Annotated in this window: 18 protein-coding genes; 3 read left to right on the top strand and 15 right to left on the bottom strand. The window is 64.8% G+C overall.

Annotated elements, in window-relative coordinates; translation table 11 throughout:
- The first annotated feature begins 2 nt into the window (after window positions 1-2).
- Both eda and NJ75_RS12875 read left to right on the top strand, forming a co-directional pair.
- Window positions 3-617: a bifunctional 4-hydroxy-2-oxoglutarate aldolase/2-dehydro-3-deoxy-phosphogluconate aldolase gene (gene eda, locus NJ75_RS12880; protein ID WP_039335137.1), complete on the top strand. Its 615-nt coding sequence runs from the start codon at window positions 3-5 to the stop codon at window positions 615-617.
- Window positions 618-641: 24 nt separating this feature from the next.
- Window positions 642-3,425 (top strand): phosphoenolpyruvate carboxylase, encoded by a 2,784-nt coding sequence (locus NJ75_RS12875; RefSeq protein ID WP_039335136.1) that lies wholly within the window; start codon window positions 642-644, stop codon window positions 3,423-3,425.
- A gap of 56 nt (window positions 3,426-3,481) precedes the next feature.
- Here the strand turns inward: NJ75_RS12875 and NJ75_RS12870 are convergent, their stop codons facing one another.
- From NJ75_RS12870 to NJ75_RS12800, 15 genes are all read right to left on the bottom strand, one after another.
- Window positions 3,482-4,579, bottom strand: a complete 1,098-nt coding sequence (locus NJ75_RS12870; RefSeq protein ID WP_039335135.1) for a potassium channel family protein — start codon at window positions 4,577-4,579, stop codon at window positions 3,482-3,484.
- 51 nt (window positions 4,580-4,630) lie between these two features.
- Window positions 4,631-5,800, bottom strand: coding sequence for a HupE/UreJ family protein (locus NJ75_RS23375; RefSeq protein ID WP_169745719.1), 1,170 nt, complete (start codon window positions 5,798-5,800; stop codon window positions 4,631-4,633).
- Window positions 5,739-7,085 (bottom strand): tetratricopeptide repeat protein, encoded by a 1,347-nt coding sequence (locus NJ75_RS24755; protein ID WP_039335134.1) that lies wholly within the window; start codon window positions 7,083-7,085, stop codon window positions 5,739-5,741. The genes NJ75_RS23375 and NJ75_RS24755 overlap by 62 nt, the downstream gene beginning before the upstream one ends.
- Before the next feature lie 5 nt (window positions 7,086-7,090).
- On the bottom strand, window positions 7,091-7,816 hold the full coding sequence (locus NJ75_RS12855; RefSeq protein ID WP_039335132.1) for a DUF4331 family protein: 726 nt from the start codon (window positions 7,814-7,816) through the stop codon (window positions 7,091-7,093).
- Window positions 7,816-8,487: a hypothetical protein gene (locus tag NJ75_RS12850; protein WP_039335130.1), complete on the bottom strand. Its 672-nt coding sequence runs from the start codon at window positions 8,485-8,487 to the stop codon at window positions 7,816-7,818. Before NJ75_RS12850 ends, NJ75_RS12855 begins: the two co-directional genes overlap by 1 nt.
- 177 nt (window positions 8,488-8,664) lie before the next feature.
- Window positions 8,665-10,068 (bottom strand): SLC13 family permease, encoded by a 1,404-nt coding sequence (locus NJ75_RS12845; protein WP_082013373.1) that lies wholly within the window; start codon window positions 10,066-10,068, stop codon window positions 8,665-8,667.
- Window positions 10,069-10,140: 72 nt separating this feature from the next.
- A complete protein-coding gene (locus tag NJ75_RS12840; protein WP_039335126.1) occupies window positions 10,141-10,941 on the bottom strand; it encodes a phosphoadenylyl-sulfate reductase in 801 nt (266 codons plus the stop codon).
- A 24-nt stretch (window positions 10,942-10,965) separates the two neighbouring features.
- Window positions 10,966-11,397, bottom strand: a complete 432-nt coding sequence (locus NJ75_RS12835) for a DUF934 domain-containing protein (RefSeq protein WP_039335124.1) — start codon at window positions 11,395-11,397, stop codon at window positions 10,966-10,968.
- Window positions 11,390-13,042, bottom strand: coding sequence for a nitrite/sulfite reductase (locus NJ75_RS12830; RefSeq protein WP_039335122.1), 1,653 nt, complete (start codon window positions 13,040-13,042; stop codon window positions 11,390-11,392). Before NJ75_RS12830 ends, NJ75_RS12835 begins: the two co-directional genes overlap by 8 nt.
- 1 nt (window position 13,043) lies before the next feature.
- Window positions 13,044-13,340 carry a DUF2849 domain-containing protein gene (locus tag NJ75_RS12825; protein ID WP_039335120.1) on the bottom strand — a complete coding sequence of 99 codons (297 nt, stop codon included), beginning with the start codon at window positions 13,338-13,340 and terminating at the stop codon, window positions 13,044-13,046.
- Window positions 13,337-14,107 carry a uroporphyrinogen-III C-methyltransferase gene (gene cobA, locus NJ75_RS12820; RefSeq protein WP_062343642.1) on the bottom strand — a complete coding sequence of 257 codons (771 nt, stop codon included), beginning with the start codon at window positions 14,105-14,107 and terminating at the stop codon, window positions 13,337-13,339. Before cobA ends, NJ75_RS12825 begins: the two co-directional genes overlap by 4 nt.
- Window positions 14,108-14,233: 126 nt before the next feature.
- Window positions 14,234-15,175: a mechanosensitive ion channel family protein gene (locus NJ75_RS12815; RefSeq protein WP_052242457.1), complete on the bottom strand. Its 942-nt coding sequence runs from the start codon at window positions 15,173-15,175 to the stop codon at window positions 14,234-14,236.
- The gene (gene metC, locus NJ75_RS12810) at window positions 15,172-16,407 is read right to left on the bottom strand and encodes a cystathionine beta-lyase (RefSeq protein WP_039335118.1); all 1,236 of its coding nucleotides are present in this window, start codon (window positions 16,405-16,407) and stop codon (window positions 15,172-15,174) included. The genes NJ75_RS12815 and metC overlap by 4 nt, the downstream gene beginning before the upstream one ends.
- 39 nt (window positions 16,408-16,446) lie before the next feature.
- Window positions 16,447-17,289 carry a 3-mercaptopyruvate sulfurtransferase gene (sseA, locus tag NJ75_RS12805; RefSeq protein ID WP_039335116.1) on the bottom strand — a complete coding sequence of 281 codons (843 nt, stop codon included), beginning with the start codon at window positions 17,287-17,289 and terminating at the stop codon, window positions 16,447-16,449.
- A 124-nt stretch (window positions 17,290-17,413) separates the two neighbouring features.
- Window positions 17,414-18,145 carry a hypothetical protein gene (locus NJ75_RS12800; RefSeq protein ID WP_039335114.1) on the bottom strand — a complete coding sequence of 244 codons (732 nt, stop codon included), beginning with the start codon at window positions 18,143-18,145 and terminating at the stop codon, window positions 17,414-17,416.
- Between the two features lie 130 nt (window positions 18,146-18,275).
- Between NJ75_RS12800 and NJ75_RS24355 the strand changes: the two genes are divergently transcribed.
- Window positions 18,276-18,557 carry a hypothetical protein gene (locus NJ75_RS24355; protein ID WP_156135789.1) on the top strand — a complete coding sequence of 94 codons (282 nt, stop codon included), beginning with the start codon at window positions 18,276-18,278 and terminating at the stop codon, window positions 18,555-18,557.
- The last annotated feature ends 137 nt before the right edge of the window (window positions 18,558-18,694 follow it).

Genomic DNA, 18,694 nt, shown 5'->3' with positions numbered 1-18,694 from the left:
CCATGAAGCCGATCGAATCCATCATGCGCACCGCGCCGGTCATCCCGGTTCTGGTGATCGAGGACGTCGACCACGCGCTTCCTGTCGCCCGCGCGCTCGTGAAGGGCGGCCTGCGCGTGCTCGAGGTTACCTTGCGCACGCCCGCCGCTCTCGACGTCATCCATGCGATGAAGGCGGTTGAAGGCGCCATCGTCGGGGCGGGCACCGTCACCAACCCCGATGAGTTGAAGGCCGCGATCGACGCAGGCGCGGAATTCATCGTCTCCCCCGGCCTGACCGAGAATCTTGGCAAGGCCGCCGTGGCATCGGGCATCCCCTTCCTGCCCGGCATTTCCTCTGCGGGCGACATCATGCGCGGTCTCGACCTCGGCCTGAACCACTTCAAGTTCTTCCCGGCTTCCACGTCGGGTGGACTTCCCGCGCTCAAGGCGCTCGCTGCGCCGTTCTATCAGTGCAAATTCTGCCCCACCGGCGGCATTACCGCCGCCACCGCGCCTGATTGGCTGGGTTTCGACCCGGTCCTGTGCGTCGGTGGCAGCTGGGTGGTCGGCAAGGGCACGCCCGATGAAGCAGCGATCGAAGCCGCAGCGCGCGAAGCCTCGGCTTTGGGGAAGTAACGAATTCAAGGGAATACAAGGGCCATGAAGACGGTCGCCAAGCTCAAGGCCAGGTTGCAGAAACTCCATGAGCGGACGGCGGAAACGCCGCTGTTCAACCCGGTCTTCCAGCTCAGCCACGATCTTTCGCGGTCGCTGGAGGGTGGCGACCTTTCGCTGTCAGACATCGATGCCCTTGTCGCGGAACTGGAATGCGAGGCGCTGAAGAGCCGCGCGGCCCGGCTCAAGCGTCTCGTCGCGCCCACAGCGGCTACCGAGAACCTTGCCACTATCGAGGCGCTGAACCCGGAAGAGGCGGGCTTTTCCGAGTTCCGCCAGCGTTGGGAAAAGCCGCTGCTCCACGCGGTGTTCACAGCGCACCCGACTTTCCTGCTCAGCCCGGCACAGTCCGATGCGGTGGCGACGGCCGCCCTGTCCGACGATCCGCAGGCCTCGACCGTCTGCACCGTCCCGCACGAGGGGCCGAAGATCACGCTCGAATTCGAGCATGTCGAGGTGTGCAACGCGATCGAGCGTGCCGCCAAGGCACGTGACGCGATCAACGCCACGCTTCTCGGCCACGCCCGCCAGCGCTGGCCCGGGCGCTGGCTGGATTTCAAGCCTTTGCCGTTCCGCTTCGCCACGTGGGTCGGCTACGACATGGACGGCCGCACCGACATTGGCTGGACCACTTCCATCGCCTTCCGCCTGCGCGAAAAGGCGCTGCGCCTTGGCAGCTACGCCGCCTCCCTGCGCGGCATCGACGAGGCACACCCGCTCCTCGCCACGCTCGATGCGGCGCACGCCCATTCGGCGGAAATGGCCGAGCTGTTCTCCTCGCCGCTCGACAGCCCCGAAGCGCTTGCCGCTGCCGCCAACCGCCTGAGCGCGGACCACGAGGCCAAGCTTCTCAGCCTTGCTCCGCTGATCGAGGCGCTGGAAACCGAGGCACGGAATGCGGACGAGGCCAAGGCCATCCCGCTTGCCACGCTCGCTGCTGCCATGCGCGCCGATGGCCTCGGCATCGGCTGGATCCACTTCCGCGTGAACTCGTCGCAGCTGCTCAACGCCTTGCGCCGCCGGATCGACCCCGAAGGCACGCTGGACCTCGGCAGCAAGAGCGCGCTGTCGCGTTTGCGCGAACTCCTGGCCGACGTGAAGCCGCTGCGCGTCAACTTCGCTGCTTTGGCGATCGAAACCAGCACCGCGATGCGCCAGTTCCTGGTCATGGCGAAGATGCTCCAGCACATCGACGCCGACGCGCCGATCCGCATGCTGATCGCCGAATGCGAGCAGCCGCAGACAGTGCTTGCCGCGCTCTATTTCGCCAAGCTGTTCGGCATCGAAGGCAAGGTCGATGTCTCGCCCCTGTTCGAGACAGAGGCCGCGCTGGAACATGGCGGTCGTTTCCTCGAAGCGCTGCTTTCGGAAGAATCCTACCGCAGCTACGCCCGCCTGCGCGGCCGCGTTTCGATCCAGACCGGCTTTTCCGACGCTGGCCGCTTCATGGGCCAGATCCCCGCAGCGCTCGCCATCGAACGCCTGCAGGGCCGCCTTGCCGAAGCGATGAAGGCCAATGGCCTGACCGACGTCGCCGCGCTGATCTTTAACACTCATGGCGAATCCATGGGCCGCGGCGCGCATCCCTCGGGCTTTGCCGACCGTCTCACGTGGCCGCTCTCCGGCTGGGCCCGCCGTCGCTTCGCCCGCGCAGGCGTGACGATCGAGCCGGAAGCCAGCTTCCAGGGTGGTGACGGCTACCTGTTCTTCCGCAACGATGATCTCGCCCTCGCCACGCTCACCCGCATTGCCGAGCACGAGGCACGCGATCAGGACCTGTCGGCCAAGGACCCGTTCTACGATCGCACCGATCTCAGCCTCGATTTCTACCGCTCGATCCGCCGCGTTCAGCGCGAACATCTCGAAAGCGCCACGTACTCGCGCGCTCTGACCGCCTTCGGCCTCGGCCTGCTCAAGGGCACCGGCAGCCGCGTCTCGCGCCGCCAGTCCGATATCGGCGCCGACCGCACGATGAGCCTGCGCCAGATCCGGGCGATCCCGCACAACGCCATCCTTCAGCAGATCGGCTACCCGGTGAACGTTGTCGCCGGGGCGGGGACTGCGGCTGGCGAGGAGATGGAATCGGTCGCCGAACTGCTCGGACGGTCTGAACGCGGCAACCAGCTGGTCCGCCTGCTGCGCGCTGCCAACGGTCTCGCCTCGATCAAGACCGTGGCTGCGTACGGTGAACTGTTCAACTCCGCCTACTGGGCCAGCCGCCCCTATCGCGGCACCGAAACCGCGCTGGAAGGCGCATGCCTCGCGCTTGCCGAATATCTTACCAAGGATGACAGGGCCGGGGTATTCCGCCGCCTGACCTCGCGCCTGCGGGTAGACTGGATGAAGCTCCACCGTCTGCTCTCGCTGGTGCCGGGGCAGAAGGCCGGGCGTGATGCTGCGCAGGACGCTGACCGCCGCAACATCGGCCTGCTGCAATCGGTGCGTCTCGCGCTGCTGATGCACATGTTCATCCGCGCCGTGCAGGTTCCGCCCTTCGCCCGTTCGAACGACGTGAGCCGCGAGGACGTGCTGGAGATGGTCCTCTCGCTGCGCGTCGACGATGCGCTGGCCCAGTTGCGCCGCGCCTATCCGGTGATCGAGCCCGAGATCACCGATTTCCCGGTGGACGAGCCGACCGACTATCCGGACCATCGCGGCGAGGACTACGGCGCCATCCGCGCCCGCTTCATCGACCCGATCGACCGCGCCCACGCCCTCAACATCCGCGTCGCCGTCGCCATCGCCAACTACTTCGGCGCCCACGGGTAACAGGAAAAAGCCCACCCCCGACCCCTTCCGCCTGCGGGAAAGGGGTGGGCGTTCAATTACCCCGCAAACGAACGCCCATGCCGCACCGGTGCCTTCGCGGCACTGAACACCGCCCCGGCTGACAGCCTGCTGCCGCGAACAACGAGCATGACCTTGTCGCCCTGTTCCAGCGTCACGTCCTCGCCAGGGTGCTGGATCGACTGGCCGCTCGCCCGATCGATCTGCACCACGAAGAATGCGCCGTTGCCGCGTCGCTCGGCCTCGCCGACGGTCTCGCCGGTGAGGGCGCTGTCCGCGCCCATCTCCACCATCTCGATGTCCAGCCCGAAATCGTGCAGGTTGCGCCGCACCGCGCCGATGTCGTCCAGCTGTCCGGTGGCGGGGTAGAGGATCATCTCGACAATGCGCTCGGCGCCGATATGCGTGGGCATCACCACCTTGTCGGCGCCGGCGTGGAACAGCTTGTTCTCGGTCGTCGGCGCCTCGCCGCGGGCGATGATCTCGATTGCGGGATTGAGATTGCGCGCCGATAACGTGATGAACACATTCGCCGCGTCGTCGGGCAGGACCGATGCCAGCACCTTCGCCCGCGCGATCCCCGCAGCCTTGAGCGTCTCCTCGTGCGTGGCCTCGCCAACCATGCACAGGAAGCCTTGCGCCTTGGCATCCTCGGCCTTGGCATGGTCTCGCTCAAGGATCAGGAAAGGCTTCTTTGCCTCGGTCATCGCCTTGGCCAGTTGCACGCCGATGCGGCCGTAACCGCAGATGATCACATGGCCGGTCAGCTTTTCTATTTCGGTCATCATCTTGTCCAGACCCAGCAGGCGGCGGAATTGGAAGAGTGTGAACACCTGAACCAGCGCACCGGTCAGCACGATCATTCCGGTGCACCCCAGCATGATCGTCGCGCTCGTCCACCAGCGCAGGAACAAGGTGTCGACCGGGCGGATCTCGCCATAGCCGACGGAGAACACGGTCAGCAGCACCATGTAGGCGGCATCGCCGAACGGCCAGCCCGCGTAGACGAACCCGCACGTCGACACGACATAGACGGCGAGAACAAAGATCAGCGTCCCCGTCAGCAGGCGCAGCGGCGACCCCAGCACCGAATTTGCCCCCTGCGTCAAGGCAGAGCTGTCATCATCGCGTATCATTCACAGCCCCCTCAGCCTTCTGATAGGGTGGCGCGGGCCGATATGTCCATATCAGGAAAGGCCCAGTCGCTCCGACAGCCAGACAAGGGCAGCGATACCGGTCAGCACCGCCAGAACCAGCCTCGCGCGATTGCCGTATCGCCAGCGGGCAAGCATCAGCAGGACTGGCAGAGTGACCGCCACGACGCCCAGTTGGACGGCTTCGATGCCCAAATTGAAGCCAAGGATAGCGACGATGCGCGTGGTCGTGCCAAGTCCGAAGTTGCTGACCAGCGTGGCGAAGGCGAGCCCGTGGACGAGGCCAAACAGCCCCGCAACGAGTGGTTCCTTGCCGGGAAACACGGGCCGCGCCGCATGAATTGCCGAGACGAGAACCGAAAGCGCGATACCCGCTTCAACCGGCTGTGGTGGTAGCCGAACGCCGAAGAGTGCGGCCAGGATAAGCGTCGTCGAATGACCGACCGTGAAGGCCGTGACGATCCATGCCAGTTTGTGCAACGTGGCTGCTGGCGGCCGCGCCTCGCCCCAGCGTCCGCCTGCCGCGAGCATCGGGGCAGGGAGAAGCAGCGCCAGCAGGAACAGCAGATGATCATAGCCCTCGGCAATATGCCGGGCACCAAGCGCCATGGCATTGAGGAACAACGCTCCCAGCCCCGCCTTTCCGCGCTCCACCAGCAATTCTGACTTACCGGCAGTGAGCGCGCCAATCAGTTCGCGCTCCCCACTCACACCTCCCGCCAGATCCCCGTCCACCACCAACAGGGCGAAGTGGTTCGGCGCTTCGCGCGTCACGACATGCCAGCGCCAGAGCAACGACCTGTCCGGAGAACCGGGCGGGGGTGTCAAGGACAGCTCCAGATGCAGGTCAGGCGGCCCGGCAATCTGTTCGAATGCGATGCGATCCACAGCGACGCGCCACGGCTTTCCATTTGCGTCGAGCACGGCCATGTCGGCCACTACGCGCGCCTGCGCCTTGGCAAGACTGGCCGTGCTGTTGTCCGTCGGCAATCCCGTGGCGTAGCCGAATTCCGCCTGCGGTACGACGATGTCGGCCTTGACCAGCCCCGGTGCGAAATTGAGGCGGATTTCCGAGTTGGGCGTAAGATGCGCGGCGGCAGGGCTGGCGAGGCAAAGCCAGGCCAGCGCCGTCAGTAGCGTCCTAATCGTGACCGAACCAGATGTAGCGCGCCGCCGGATCGGTGGCCTTGGGATTGAGATCAAGCGCGTCCTCCCGCGCATCTTCGGCGGCATCGGTGTCTCCAAGCACGGTCTGGACGTCTGCCATGGCAAGGTAAAGTCCTGCCGTCCGCCAGCCGGTCTTCTCGGCACGTTCAAGCGTTGCAAGTGCACCTCTGGCATCGCCGGTCAGAAGCTGCGCCCGCGCCAGCAAGATCAGGCTGGCCCCGTGCGGACGCGCCTGTGCATCGGCCTTCGCGATTGGCAGGGCTTTGGCCGGATCGCCCAAGGCCAGTTCGTGCTCCACCACGTGCGCCGCTGCCGCCTCTGGCATCACGCTATAGCGCTCGGTCCAGATCGCGCCGGCCTTCTCGGCCCACGCCCGACTTTCGGCGCCGCGGCCCTGCAGGCGCAGCGTGAAAGCAAGCGCGTCCATGATCTCCGGCAAGGGGGCCTTGGCCAAGATCGCTTCATATTGCCGAACTGCTCCAGCCACGTCCCCTTCGAGAGCCTTCTGCTGTGCGACATGCGCCATGGCGAGCGGGCTGCCAGGGAAGAAGCGCTCGGAAAACCGGGCCCATGTGCCCGCCGCCTTCCAGTCTCCCGTGGCATATGCGATCGTCACCCGCTGCAAGCCGACCTGCGACTTGACGTAGCGGCTCAGCTTCGGGGCGCGCAGCACTGCGTTGATACGGCGGCGGGCAAGATCAGGATCGCCCGTGCGCAATGCGAGCATTGATTGCCTTAAAGCAACGGCGGCGTTGTTGTCGTATTCCTCCGCGCGGCTGAACGCGAGGCGCGCTGCCTTCACGTCGCCGCGCTGGAAGGCGATGTCCCCCTTCAGGCTCCATGCGCCGGCAGATTCGCCGTCGTCCGGCTCCCCCACTTGCGCGAAGAACCGTTTGAGCCCCTTTCCGGCAGCGTCGAGGCGGTGTGCCAGGACCGAAACTTCGGCGCGAGACAGGCTCGGCCCGGCGGGGAAGGGGGCACCCGCCATCCCCTTGTCCAGCAATCCGTCCGCTTCGGCGAGATCTGCATATGCGCCTGTCGCGCGGAAGCGCCTGACGAGAGCTCGTGCCAGTACCTCCTGCCGCAGCCACTCCTCAGGATTCAGCGCCAACCGCGCGCGTGCGCCATCCACTGCAACTTGCGCTGCCTGCTCCAGTCCGAGCTGGTTGCGTGGTCCGAACCATGGCTTGATTTCCGAAGGCAGCGGATCCGGCGGGCCTTGCCGAGCCTTGTACTTGTCAAAGGCAATGCTGGCGGCGGTTATCAGGAAAACCGCCGCCAGCAGGATCCACGGCCACTTGGGGCCGCGCTTGTCGCTCATGCCTGTCAGGACTTCGTCGCGCAGATCTTCAACTGCAGCCTTTCCAGATCGTCGCCAATCAGCCCGAACAGCTTGTCGAGTTCGTGCTCGTATTCGGTCAGATACTTGTCGCCAGCGACGTCTCCGGTCGGCGTATCATCGTTGTAGCTCAGTTTCATCGAAGAACTAACCAGCGCCGTAGCGATAGCCGGATTGCCCATGCGGTCCACACTGACATAGGCCGAATCCGGGTCGGTGCGGAAATTGAAGTTTGTGCCGGTGCCGGTCGCTACCTGCGGCGTGCCGTTCGGCGTTGCCAGGAACGGGAAGGTCAGCAGGAAGAACTTGTCATTGCGCTGCGGATTCAGCGGCACATCTGCCAGCGTGTATGGTCCTTGGCCGGTAACGCTCATATCGAGCAGCAGGGTTGCAAGCAGAATGTCGACGACCTGATCTTCGGGATGGCGTCCATTCGGAAACTTGGTCGGTCGGGTCAGGTCGAGCTTCAATGTATCCGGAATGATGAATGACTTGAGGTTCGCGCCGTTCTGGCCCTGGATCGGCTGCAGGAAGCATTTGGTCGAGTCGTAGGCAACCGCGGTTGCCGTGGCGGTCGGCGTCGCGGTCGATGTCGAGCTCGGTAGCGGGGCCGGGACGACGACTTGGCTACCAGCACCATCATCGCCGCACCCGACCAGCGTCACGGCCAGAGCGAACGGCGTCGCGATCCGGATGATCTTGCGCAGGCTCATCAGATGTTCCCCCCAAAGCGGGCGGTCTGTCCCCAGACGCCAAGATTGGTTACCCCTGCGCCAAGGTTCGCGTCAGGAATTTCAAGCACGATCGCGGTATCGTTCTGGGTGTCGAAGAAGTTGCGGTCGTTGCGGATTTTCAATGTGCCGGTGGATCGCGTCTCGCGGAAACCGATTAGGTCGAAGAAAAAAGGTTCGTCGAACAGGCCGACGCGGACCTTCACGCCATCCTTTTGGAGGTTCTGCTCGACCGGACCTTCGATCACGCCGTTAACGCCGGGCACGCCTTCGATTCGTACTCCCCATTCGCCAGGATTTTGGCCCGGCCCGAAGCGATACTTGATCGTGAACTCGGGAGTATTGCCCGGTGCCGCAGTCGAAATGTTGATTTTGTAGAGCACGTCCCGGTCATAATAGAGCGGCGTCGTCGCGGCGGCGGAGACGGGTCCTGCAAAGGTCATCGCGATCTTGGTCGTGCCATTCGAATGCCAGGCAAACACGTCGGCGATGTCGGCCGGAATATCCGGGTTGGGATCTACGCCGCCGTCGGTGCGGCTCGGCGGATCGAGGTGGTCGGCGCTTGTCGCGACGCCGGTCGGCACCAGCATCAGCGCGGCGAGGCTGGCGGCCCCGGCGCTGCCCGCCAGCAATGTCTTGAAAATGCGGCGCACGGCGAATCTCCCCACTGCGAATTCTGACGAAAGAACGTGCGACCACTCTTTCGCCTCATTCTGCGCCGTCTGCTGTGAACTGGTTCACAGGGAGTCAGCGGGAGGCCTGTTTGTTCGATGTTAGACTATTTTGCACCGATTGGTGAAGCCCAAATCAAGCAAGACTACGTAACATAATCATGAAAAGGCGGCGACGGTCCAGACTACGCCGACCAGCAGGAACACCCCGACCACGTCGAGCGCGAAGCCTGCCTTGACCATCGCGCGCATCGAACAGTGCCCGGTTGCCCAGGCCAGCGCATTGGGGCCGGTTCCTGCCGGCAGCATGAAGCCCCAGGTCGCGGCGAAGGCTGCCGGAAGAGCCAGCAGGATCGGATCGGCCCCCAGCGCCGCCACCAGCGCTGCCACGACCGGCATGATTCCGCTCGCCGCCGCGATGTTGCTGGCAAATTCTGTCACCACGATCACGAACCCGACGAGGACCAGTGCAACCACCGGAAGTGACACATGGGCAAGCGGCAGCAGCATCTCGCCCATCCACTTGGTCAGCCCGCTTTCGGTCATGCCCATCGCCATGGCAAGGCCGCCGCCGAACATCAGCACCACGTCCCACGGTGCGCGATTGGCCTCGGGCCAGGTCAGCATCGGGCGGCCGGTGCCGTCGGGCAGGAAAAACAGGACCAGCCCCGCGATCGCAGCCACCGTGCCATCGGTGAAGCCACCCTTCGGAAACACCCCTTCGATCAGCGGCTGGAACACCCACGCCAGGAAGGCCAGTAGCACCACCGGAAGCAACCGCCGCTCGGCCACGCTCCATTGCGCGGAATGGCCAATGGCATCGCGTGCAGCCGCAGGATCGAACGCATCCTCCTTCAGCTTCTGCACCCGCGCGATGATCCACGCGGCAATCGGCACGGCGGCAACGGCGATCGGCACGCCGTACATCGCCCATTGCAGGAACGTGACCCGGGTCCCCAGCGCCTTCTCGATCAGTCCTGCCGCGATGGCGTTTGTCGGCGTGCCGATCAATGTCGCCAGCCCGCCGATGGATGCGGCAAAGGCAATGCCCATCGGCAGCGCTCCGGCCATGCCCCCGGTTTCCCCTTCGCGCACGCCGCCCGCACGCAGCATGGCAATCGCCATCGGCATCATGATGAGGGCCGTCGATGTGTTGGAAATGAAGCTTGAAAGCACTGCCGTCGCGGTCATCACGCCCAGCAGCAACTGCCCCGGCCTTGCACCGGCCAGGCCCATTATGAACAGCGCCAGCCGCCGGTGGAGCCCGGTCCGCTCGATTGCCAGCGCCAGAAAGGCGCCACCTACGAAAAGGAACATGATCGGCGAGTAGTAGGCGGCAGCCGTCTTGTTGGCATCCGCCACGCCGGTCAGCGGCAGCACGAGGAAAGGCAGGAATGCCGTTGCCGAAAGCGGCATCGCCTCGGTCATCCACCAGGCTGCCATCCACCAGACAAGGCCCGCCGCACTCCATGCCGCATCGGGCATGCCTGCCGGTGCTGCCGCCAGTTGCGTTACGGCAAACCCCAGCGGTCCGGCCCAGAACCCGATCCTGCGCGCATCCACTGCCAACCGACTACTCCCCCATGTCCCGGCGCAGGGACCTAGCAGAGCACTGTCGCGACTGGCAAATGCCGATCAGAAGATCGGATCGTAGCCCGGTGGCAGCTCGTCGCCCGGCTTGCTGGCATCCGTCGGCGAATGGATGCCGCATTCGGTCTTGTCCCAGCCCTTCCACCGGCCAGACCGGGGATCTTCACCGGGGGCGACCTTGCTGGTGCAGGGCGCACATCCGATCGACGGATAGCCCTGGGCCACCAGTGGGTGCGCCGGCAGGCCGTGCTGCGCGAAGTAGGCTTCGAGCGCGGTCTTGTCCCACGATGCCAGCGGATTGATCTTGAGCCGCCCTTGCGCGTCGGAGTGGTCGATCTCGAAGCGAGGCAGGCCGGCGCGGGTCTTGGACTGGAAGCCCTTGCGCCCGGTCAGCGAGGCATCGAAATGCAGCAGCGCCTTGGCCAGCGGCTCGACCTTGCGGATCTCGCAGCAGCCATCGGGATCCCACGACCAGCGAAGGCCGTTCTCGTCCTTCTTGGCGATCACTTCCGGATCGGGCTCGATGATCTGGAGATTGGTCATCCCCAGAAACCCGATCAGCTCATCGCGATAGGCTACCGTCTCGGGGAAGTGCTTGCCCGTCTCAAGGAACAGCACTGGCACCGAAGGATCGACCTCGGCAATAAGGTGAAGCAGGACAGCACTTTCCGCGCCGAAGCTCGAAACCACCGCAAGGTCGCCCGCCAGCCCGTCGCGGATCACCGAACGCAGCATCTCGTGCGTGTCGGTGCCCCGGAACAGGTTGTTCAGGCGGATCGCGTCCGTCTCGGTAAAGCGCGGGCGCACATCGATCAGGTCGATCTTGCGGTTCACGGTGCTGTCCATACTTCTAAGTCCTTTTCCCGCAGCTCAGGCGGGGTGACGCTTCGCCCAGATTGCCGGGCGTCCGTCGACGGTCTTCTGGTAGACTTCAGGCCAAGTCGCGAAGGCCTTTTCGGCGGCCTCCACGCTGATCGGCTGGTTCGGCGCAAAGCTGTCGAACCCGCAGCGGCGCATGTGCGAAAGCTGGTCGAGCAGGACATCGCCCACGGCCCGCAGTTCGCCCTGATAGCCATGCTCGCGCAGGATACGCGCCGCCGAATAGCCGCGCCCGTCGGTGTAGGCCGGGAAGTTCACTTCCACGAGCGCCAGCCGATCGAGATGCGGCAGCAGCGCGCGGGCATCGTCGCCCGGTTCGATCCGCACGGCAGTTGCGTTCGACTGGTCGGCAAAGGCGTCGACCGTCACCGCAGGATCGCCGACCGGCTCGTCATCGCGAAAACGCAGGTTCTGCTCAACCATTGGCGGTCTCCTTGGCGTAGATCGCCTCCTTGAACGGGGCCATGCCGATGCGGCGGAAGGTGTCGACGAAACGCTCCCCTTCGGCGCGCTGGGCGAGATAGACATCGGTTGCCTTCTCGACTGCATCGACGATGCCGTCCTCGTTGAAGCCGGGGCCGGTGATCGTGCCGAGCGAGGTGTCCGCGCCCTCGCAGCCGCCGAGCAGGAGCTGGTAATTCTCCACGCCCTTGCGGTCGACGCCGAGGATGCCGATGTGGCCTGCGTGGTGATGCCCGCAGGCATTGATGCAGCCCGAAATCTTCAGCTTCAGCTCGCCCAGCTCGCGCTGACGGCCGAGGTCGGCAAAGCGCTCCGAGATCTTCTGCGCCACCGGGATCGACCGCGCATTGGCCAGCGCGCAGTAATCCAGACCCGGGCAGGCGATGATGTCGCCGATCAGGTCGAGGTTGGCAGAGGCAAGGCCTGCTTCGTCCAGCTTCTGCCACAGGCCATAGAGGTCAGCCTTCTTCACATGCGGCAGCACGATGTTCTGCGCATGGGTCACGCGCAGTTCGTCGAACGAATGCTCAAGCGCCAGGTCGGCCATCAGGCGGATCTGGTCAGCCGTGGCATCGCCCGGAATGCCGCCAACGGGCTTCAGGCTGATGTTGACGATGGCGTAGCCCGGCTGCTTGTGGGCATGGACGTTCTGGTCCACCCACAGCGCGAAGTCGGGATCGGACAGGTCGAGTTCGTCGGATGCATTCGCATCGAAGCCCGGCTGCTCGAAGTAGACCTTGATGCGCTCCAGCTCGGCCGCTGGCGGCTCGAGGCCCAGCGTCAGGATGTGCTTGAACTCTTCTTCCACCTGGCGGCGGTATTCGTCGGCGCCGATCTCGTGGACGAGGATCTTGATGCGCGCCTTGTACTTGTTATCGCGGCGGCCATAGCGGTTGTACACGCGCAGGCACGCTTCGAGGTACGAGATCATCTGCAGCGGCGGCACGAAATCGCCGATCACTGGAGCGATCATCGGCGTACGGCCCATGCCACCGCCGACGTAGAAGCGGCAGCCGATCTCGCCGGCATCGTTCTGCACCAGCTGGATGCCGATATCGTGCAGCTTCATCGCTGCGCGGTCGGTTTCCGAACCGATGATCGCGATCTTGAACTTGCGCGGCAGGTAGTCGAACTCCGGATGGAACGTCGACCACTGGCGCAGGAGTTCGGCATAGGGGCGCGGATCGACCAGCTCGTCCGCGGCGGCACCGGCGAACTGGTCGGCGGTAGTATTGCGGATGCAGTTGCCGCTGGTCTGGATCGCATGCATCTCGACCGAAGCCAGATCGGCGAGAATGTCGGGCGCGTCCTGCAGCTTGATCCAGTTGTACTGGATGTTCTGGCGCGTGGTGAAGTGGCCATAGCCGCGGTCATACTTGTCGGCGATATCGCCTAGCATGCGCATCTGGCGGCTGCTCAGCGTGCCATAGGGAATGGCCACGCGCAGCATGTAGGCGTGAAGCTGCAGGTAAAGGCCGTTCTTCAGGCGCAGCGGCTTGAACTGGTCCTCGGTGATGTCTCCCGCAAGGCGGCGCTCCACCTGGTCGCGGAACTCCGCAACGCGGGCATCGACCATTGCCTGGTCGTATTGGTCGTACTGATACATCTCAGATCACCCAGGTGCCGGCATTGGGGTCGGCAGGCTTGAGGGAAAGGTCGAGGCGGACCGTCGGCCCGAGGGCGCGGATGCGGTCCTTGATGTGCGCCGGGCGCACGCCTTCGTCGGTCAGCGTCGCTTCGATCACCTGCGTGTCGGTGACAATCTGCTTGGCGTTCTCGCGGGCGATGATCGCCTCGGCATGTTCGCCTGCTTCCACCGCATCGTTGACATGGCGCGACCAGCCTTCGCCGGTCCACCAGATCACGTCGCCGGTGCGCAGATCACTTCCAGTGATGATCTTCACTGCACTGCCTCCAAAACTTGCTTCAATTCCATCATGTCTCCCCGGCCTGCCACTTCGCCGATCACGATCAGGGCAGGACTCTTGACCTTGTTTTCCGATACCAGCGGCCCGAGAGCCGCCAGCGTTCCGCGCAGCACGCGCATCTGCGGGCGCGCCGCGTTCTCGATGACTGCCACCGGCATGTCGGGCGCGAGCCCGTCTGCCATGAGCTTTTCGGCAATCGCTTCCGAAGTCGCCACGCCCATATAGATCACCAGCGTCCTGCCAACCCCGGCCAGGCCAGCCCAGTTCTGATCGGTCAGCCCCTTGCACTGGCCTGCCACGAACGAGACGATGCTTGCCGCGTCGCGGTGGGTGAGGGGGATCATCGCCGAAGCAGCCGCGCCCATGGCGGCGCTGATTCCGGGCACGACCTGCACCGGGACACCAGCGGCAAAGCAGTCTTCCGCTTCCTCGCCACCACGCCCGAACACGAAAGGATCGCCGCCCTTGAGACGCACCACGTCATTCCCGGCCAGGGCCTCGCGCACCAGCAGGGCGTTGATCTCTTCCTGACGCATGGTGTGGCGCGAACGCTGCTTGGCCACCGAAATCATCCGGCAGCCCTTGGGCGCCATGGCAAGGATCGCCGGATCGACCAGCCCGTCGTGGACCAGCACGCGCGCATTCATCACCAGCCGCGCCGCACGCAGCGTCAGCAGGTCCGGATCACCGGGCCCCGCGCCGACAAGGAATACGGTTCCGACTCTTGAAGAGGGATTGCTCATAGGGGGGCAGATGGGCGCGGTGAGCCCAAGTCACCAGCGAGAATGCTTTTCCCCCCGCCTAGATGTTCTTTAGCGGCTGCGCTGGACCTTGGTTACACGATCTCCAAGATCTAACGTCACCCCGGGTCAAGTCCGGGGTGACGGTGGAGAGTGAGGGGAACCTTCGCCCCGCAAAGCCTCTACCAGCATCCGCAAACCCTCGCTGTCCTTAAGGTTCAGATCCTGCTGCGGAAACGGAATTTGAACCCCGTGGTCCCGGAACAGGCGCCACACCGCCTTGAGAATGTCCGACCGCACGTTACCTACGCCACCCTCGGGATCGTCGATCCACACCACGATCGTCATGTCGATGCTGCTCGGCCCGAACGCGCTCAGCAGCACGCCGGGCGAGGGGAAGCTCAGCACGCGCGGCACGCCGGCCACGGCATCGAGCATCAGCTTTTCCACCTGCTCCAGATCGCTTCCATAGGCCACGCCAACGGGAATGTTGATCGCCACCTCGCGCGAGGAGTACGACCAGTTCTCGACCTGGCTGGTCATCAGGTTTTCGTTCGGAATCAGGTATTCCCGATTGTCGCGCGTAGTCACCGAAACCGCGCGGATGCCGATCTTCTTGACCTCGCCGAACGAATTGCCCTTGCCGTCGTTCACCGCGATCACGTCGCCCGGCTTGATCGAGCGGTCCATGAGCAGGATGATCCCGGCGATCAGGTTGCCGAAGGTTTTCTGCAGGCCGAAACCGATGGCCAGGCCGAACGCGCCGGAAAATACCGTCAGCGCGGTCAGGCTGATGCCCAGCACGTCGATCCCGACCAGGATCGAGATGCCCCAGACCACGATCGTCGCGATCTTCTCGCCCAGCAGTTGCTGCGTGCGGTCAAGGCTGGTCAACCGGCGGAACGTGCGCCGCGCCAGCTTGCCGATCAGCTGCGCCGCGACGATCACCAGCAGCATCACGATCACGATGCGCAGCGCGCCCCAGACCGAGATGTGGTAGGTCCCCAGATCGAACCCGATCTCGTTCAGCACCCCGATCACGTCGGCCACTTGCTGCCTGAAGCTGTTCATGCGGTCGCTCCTGCCCACACGGCAAGCCCACGCTCGAGATCGGCAATCAGGTCGGTGCTATCTTCAAGCCCGATGGAAAGTCGCACGCCGAAACGATCCTCGGCGTCCATCCCCTTGAGCGGCCACTGGCTTGCCGTGCGGATGCCCGCCGGATCGACCGGCGTTGCCAGGCTCTCGAAACCGCCCCATGAATAGCCGATGCCAAACAGCGTCAGCGCATCGATCAGCGCATCGCGCGCCGCGCTCGTGCCGCCCTTCAGCACAAAGCTGAACAATCCGCAGCCGCCGGTGAAGTCCCGGCGCCAAAGCTCATGCCCGGGCGATCCCGGCAGCATCGGGCACAGCACCCGCGCCACCTCCGGCCGCCCCTCCAGCCACTGTGCGATTCCCAGCGCCGATGCCGTCTCCGCCTCGAGCCGGTGCTTCATCGTCCGAAGGCCGCGCAGCATCAGCGCGGCATCGTCGGGCGAGACCACTGTCCCCATGCCCTGCGAGCGCAGCCGCAGCTTGCGATACCACTCCGGCCCGGCGCTGGCGCTGCCCATCATGCAGTCGGAATGGCCGGAAACGTGCTTGGTCAGGCTCATCACCACGATGTCCACACCATGGCGCAGTCCCTGAAAGCCGAGCGGCGAGGCCCAGGTATTGTCGAGTACGCTGACGATCCCGCGTGCCTTGGCCGCCGCTGCGATGGCGGGCACGTCCTGCACCTCCATGGTCAGGCTGCCCGGGCTTTCCAGCAGCACGCAGCGCGTCCGTTCGCAACATGCCGCTTCGAAGGAGGCAAGGTCGGTCGGATCGAACCAGCGCGTCTCGATCCCGAAGTCCTTCAGCAGCCCCCGTCCCATGATGCGCGAGGGTTCGTAGGCATTGTCCGTCATCAGCAGCACATCGCCGGGACGCAGCACCGTGAGCAGCGCTCCGGCTATTGCCGCGACGCCTGAGGGATAGAGCACAGTTCCCGCAGAGTCCCCCTCGAGTTGGGTCAATGCCTCGGAGAGTCCCCACTGAGTTGGAGATCCCCTGCGCCCATAATAGAACCGCCCGTCCTCGTTGGCTGGATGGGCCCTGAGTGCTGACATATCAGGATAAAGATGCGTCGAAGCGCGCCAGACGGCGGGGTTGACGACGGCCCCGGGATGCCCCGGCGTCCCGGTCCACTCCTCGCGCCGTCCAGCCAGCACGCCCCGCGTCGCCGCCCCATAATTCTCGAAATCGTCAGAACTGCTCATGGCCTCGGGCGATAGCAGCAATGATCGCTGACAGGAACCTCAGGCCGCGCCGGTTGCCTTGGGGGTTGCCGGGTCCATCCCCCATTCGCTCCACGATCCGTCGTAGAGCGAGACATCTTCCTTGCCGATCAGATGTGCCGCGAAAATCAGCACGTTGGCCGTCATTCCCGAGCCGCACGAGGAGATCAGCGGGCGCGAAAGGTCGATGCCGGCTGCCTCGAACAGGCTGCGGATCGCGTCAGGCGATTTCCACGTGCCATCGGGATTGAACAGGCTCGAATAAGGAAGGTTCCGCGCGCCGGGTATATGGCCGCTCGCCAGCGCAGGGTTGGTCTCCGGCACTTCGCCAGTAAAGCGCCCGGCGCCACGCGCGTCGATGACCTGCTCGGCGTTGCTGTCGAGATTGGCCAGCACATCGGCTTTCGAACGCACATGGCTCTCGTCAGACCACACCGTGAAGTGGCGTTGCCTCAAGGTTTCAACACCTTGCGCGCACTTGCGGCCCTCCGCCTTCCACTTGGCGATCCCGCCATCGAGCAGCGCCACGTTCTGGGCACCGAACTTGGTCAGCATGAACCAGGCACGGGTCGATGTCTTCACCGGGCTGTCGTCATAAATCACGATGCGGCTGCCGTCGCCAAGGCCGAGCGTCTGCATTCGGCTGGCGAACTTTTCGGCCGACGGAAGTGTGTTGGGTACGGGCGAGGCCGCATCGACCAGTTCGGCCAGATCCATGAAGACTGCACCGGGAATGTGGCATGCCTCATATTCGAGGCGCGGCACGCGACCATGCTCTGGCAAGAATGCCGTAGCGTCGACAATACGTAGATCGCTCGCGCCCATTTCGTCCGCGAGCCACTGGGTCGAAACCAGTGAGTCCATGGTTAATCGTGCTCCTGCCTGCTGTGCGACCCGTCTGGCGCGGGTTCGTTAGGCCAAGACTAGACGCGGCAATCGGGTGCGTCGACCACAAAAACGGACAGCCGCGCGACCTTTCCCGATGAACTCACGCAAAGGCGGGAACGGTGAGAGCGCGCTGGCTGATGTTCGGGTAGATGCGCGGGCCGAGGTCAAGCCGGAAGGGCTGCAGCCTTTGCCCCGCTGCACCTTCTTCCAGGCCGACGACGAAGGCCGCGCGCATGGTGAACGGTCGTCCGTCGACGGTGGCCGTCATTTCAAGTCTGACGAGTGGCACGAACAAGGCGGCATTGCCATGACGAATCGGTGTGATTTCGGCGAGGGGCAGGCGTATTTCGCCCGCAACTTCGATGATCTCGCCAGCGCCTATTGACCGAATCGTATGCAACTCGGGCGCATTGCGCGGGTCGAGCTGGTCCTGCGCTGGCCGCGAGGCGTGCGCCGCCGTCATTCCGCCAACGATCACCACGTCGCGCGCTTGCGCAGAGGCGGACAGCACCAGCCGATAGGAAAGCGAGGCATTCACGAGGGTCGCGCTCATGCGCGCGGCAGCGAGGTCGAGCGTCAGGGCAGCGTCCGGCACAAGCGCGGTCTCCGCCAGGTGGGGACCTTGTGCAGGAGAGCTGGCGGGGGACGCGGCCTTTATCGCTGGCGGTTCGAAGGCAACCTCGGGCGGCGCCGTGCGTCGACGGCGGAGCAGCGCCCATGATGCCCCGGCCGCGAGCAAGCCGACAAGCGCTGCCACCCACGGCCAAAGCGTGGCGCCTCGCGCTTCGGGCTCTGTCGTCGTCGCCGTGACCGGCACCGCGGGAGGCGACATCGGCTCGGGCAAATTTGGTGTAGCCGCTGTCGGTTGGGGAAGCGGAGGCGCACTTTCGGCTGCTTGCGTCGGCAGGGCCGCGGTCTCAGCTTCGGGTACGTCAGCTTGGGCGGATGGCCGAGGCGCTGGCTTGGCAGAAGGGAGCGCAACAGGCGCTGCCGGTGACGGTACCGGCGCCGGTACAGGGACGGCAACAACCGGTGGCGACGGCGTTGCACCGGGTTGCCCGGTCGTGGCGCGGGGTGGGGGCGCATCGGGAACGACCGGGCCCTGCGCGGCGGAACTGGGCTTCTCCGACGGGGGCAATTGCCACGTGGTGGCATCCTGCGCGCGCGCCGCGCTTGCGCAAAGCGCTAGCGCCGCCGCCGAAATGACAAATGACCCCGGGAACAACCTCATCGCCGGGGCATGACAACCCGCCAGTTTAATGCCTCGTGAACCAAGAGGCACGATCGGGCCACTTGCTCCCGGTCTGCGACGGGTGCATGGGCGAGCCAATTCTATTCTTGAAGTGATCGCTTGGCGGGAAACCAACTCGCACCGCCTGCG

Origin of the sequence: Novosphingobium subterraneum (genome assembly GCF_000807925.1) — a bacterium.
Classification (GTDB): Bacteria; Pseudomonadota; Alphaproteobacteria; order Sphingomonadales; family Sphingomonadaceae; genus Novosphingobium; species Novosphingobium subterraneum.
The sequence above is the reverse complement of the archived record's forward strand: the minus strand, read 5'-3'. Positions and strand labels throughout refer to the sequence as shown.

Excerpts from the sequence above, each read along its gene's own strand:
- NJ75_RS12800 (WP_039335114.1), bottom strand. The coding sequence starts at position 18,145 with ATGTCGCCTCCCGCGGTGCCGGTCACGGCGACGACGACAGAGCCCGAA.
- metC (WP_039335118.1), bottom strand. The coding sequence starts at position 16,407 with ATGAGCAGTTCTGACGATTTCGAGAATTATGGGGCGGCGACGCGGGGC.
- NJ75_RS12875 (WP_039335136.1), top strand. The coding sequence starts at position 642 with ATGAAGACGGTCGCCAAGCTCAAGGCCAGGTTGCAGAAACTCCATGAG.
- cobA (WP_062343642.1), bottom strand. The coding sequence starts at position 14,107 with ATGAGCAATCCCTCTTCAAGAGTCGGAACCGTATTCCTTGTCGGCGCG.
- NJ75_RS12855 (WP_039335132.1), bottom strand. The coding sequence starts at position 7,816 with ATGAGCCTGCGCAAGATCATCCGGATCGCGACGCCGTTCGCTCTGGCC.
- NJ75_RS12835 (WP_039335124.1), bottom strand. The coding sequence starts at position 11,397 with ATGGTTGAGCAGAACCTGCGTTTTCGCGATGACGAGCCGGTCGGCGAT.
- NJ75_RS12840 (WP_039335126.1), bottom strand. The coding sequence starts at position 10,941 with ATGGACAGCACCGTGAACCGCAAGATCGACCTGATCGATGTGCGCCCG.
- eda (WP_039335137.1), top strand. The coding sequence starts at position 3 with ATGAAGCCGATCGAATCCATCATGCGCACCGCGCCGGTCATCCCGGTT.
- sseA (WP_039335116.1), bottom strand. The coding sequence starts at position 17,289 with ATGGACTCACTGGTTTCGACCCAGTGGCTCGCGGACGAAATGGGCGCG.
- NJ75_RS24755 (WP_039335134.1), bottom strand. The coding sequence starts at position 7,085 with ATGAGCGACAAGCGCGGCCCCAAGTGGCCGTGGATCCTGCTGGCGGCG.
- NJ75_RS12830 (WP_039335122.1), bottom strand. The coding sequence starts at position 13,042 with ATGTATCAGTACGACCAATACGACCAGGCAATGGTCGATGCCCGCGTT.
- NJ75_RS12870 (WP_039335135.1), bottom strand. The coding sequence starts at position 4,579 with ATGATACGCGATGATGACAGCTCTGCCTTGACGCAGGGGGCAAATTCG.
- NJ75_RS12815 (WP_052242457.1), bottom strand. The coding sequence starts at position 15,175 with ATGAACAGCTTCAGGCAGCAAGTGGCCGACGTGATCGGGGTGCTGAAC.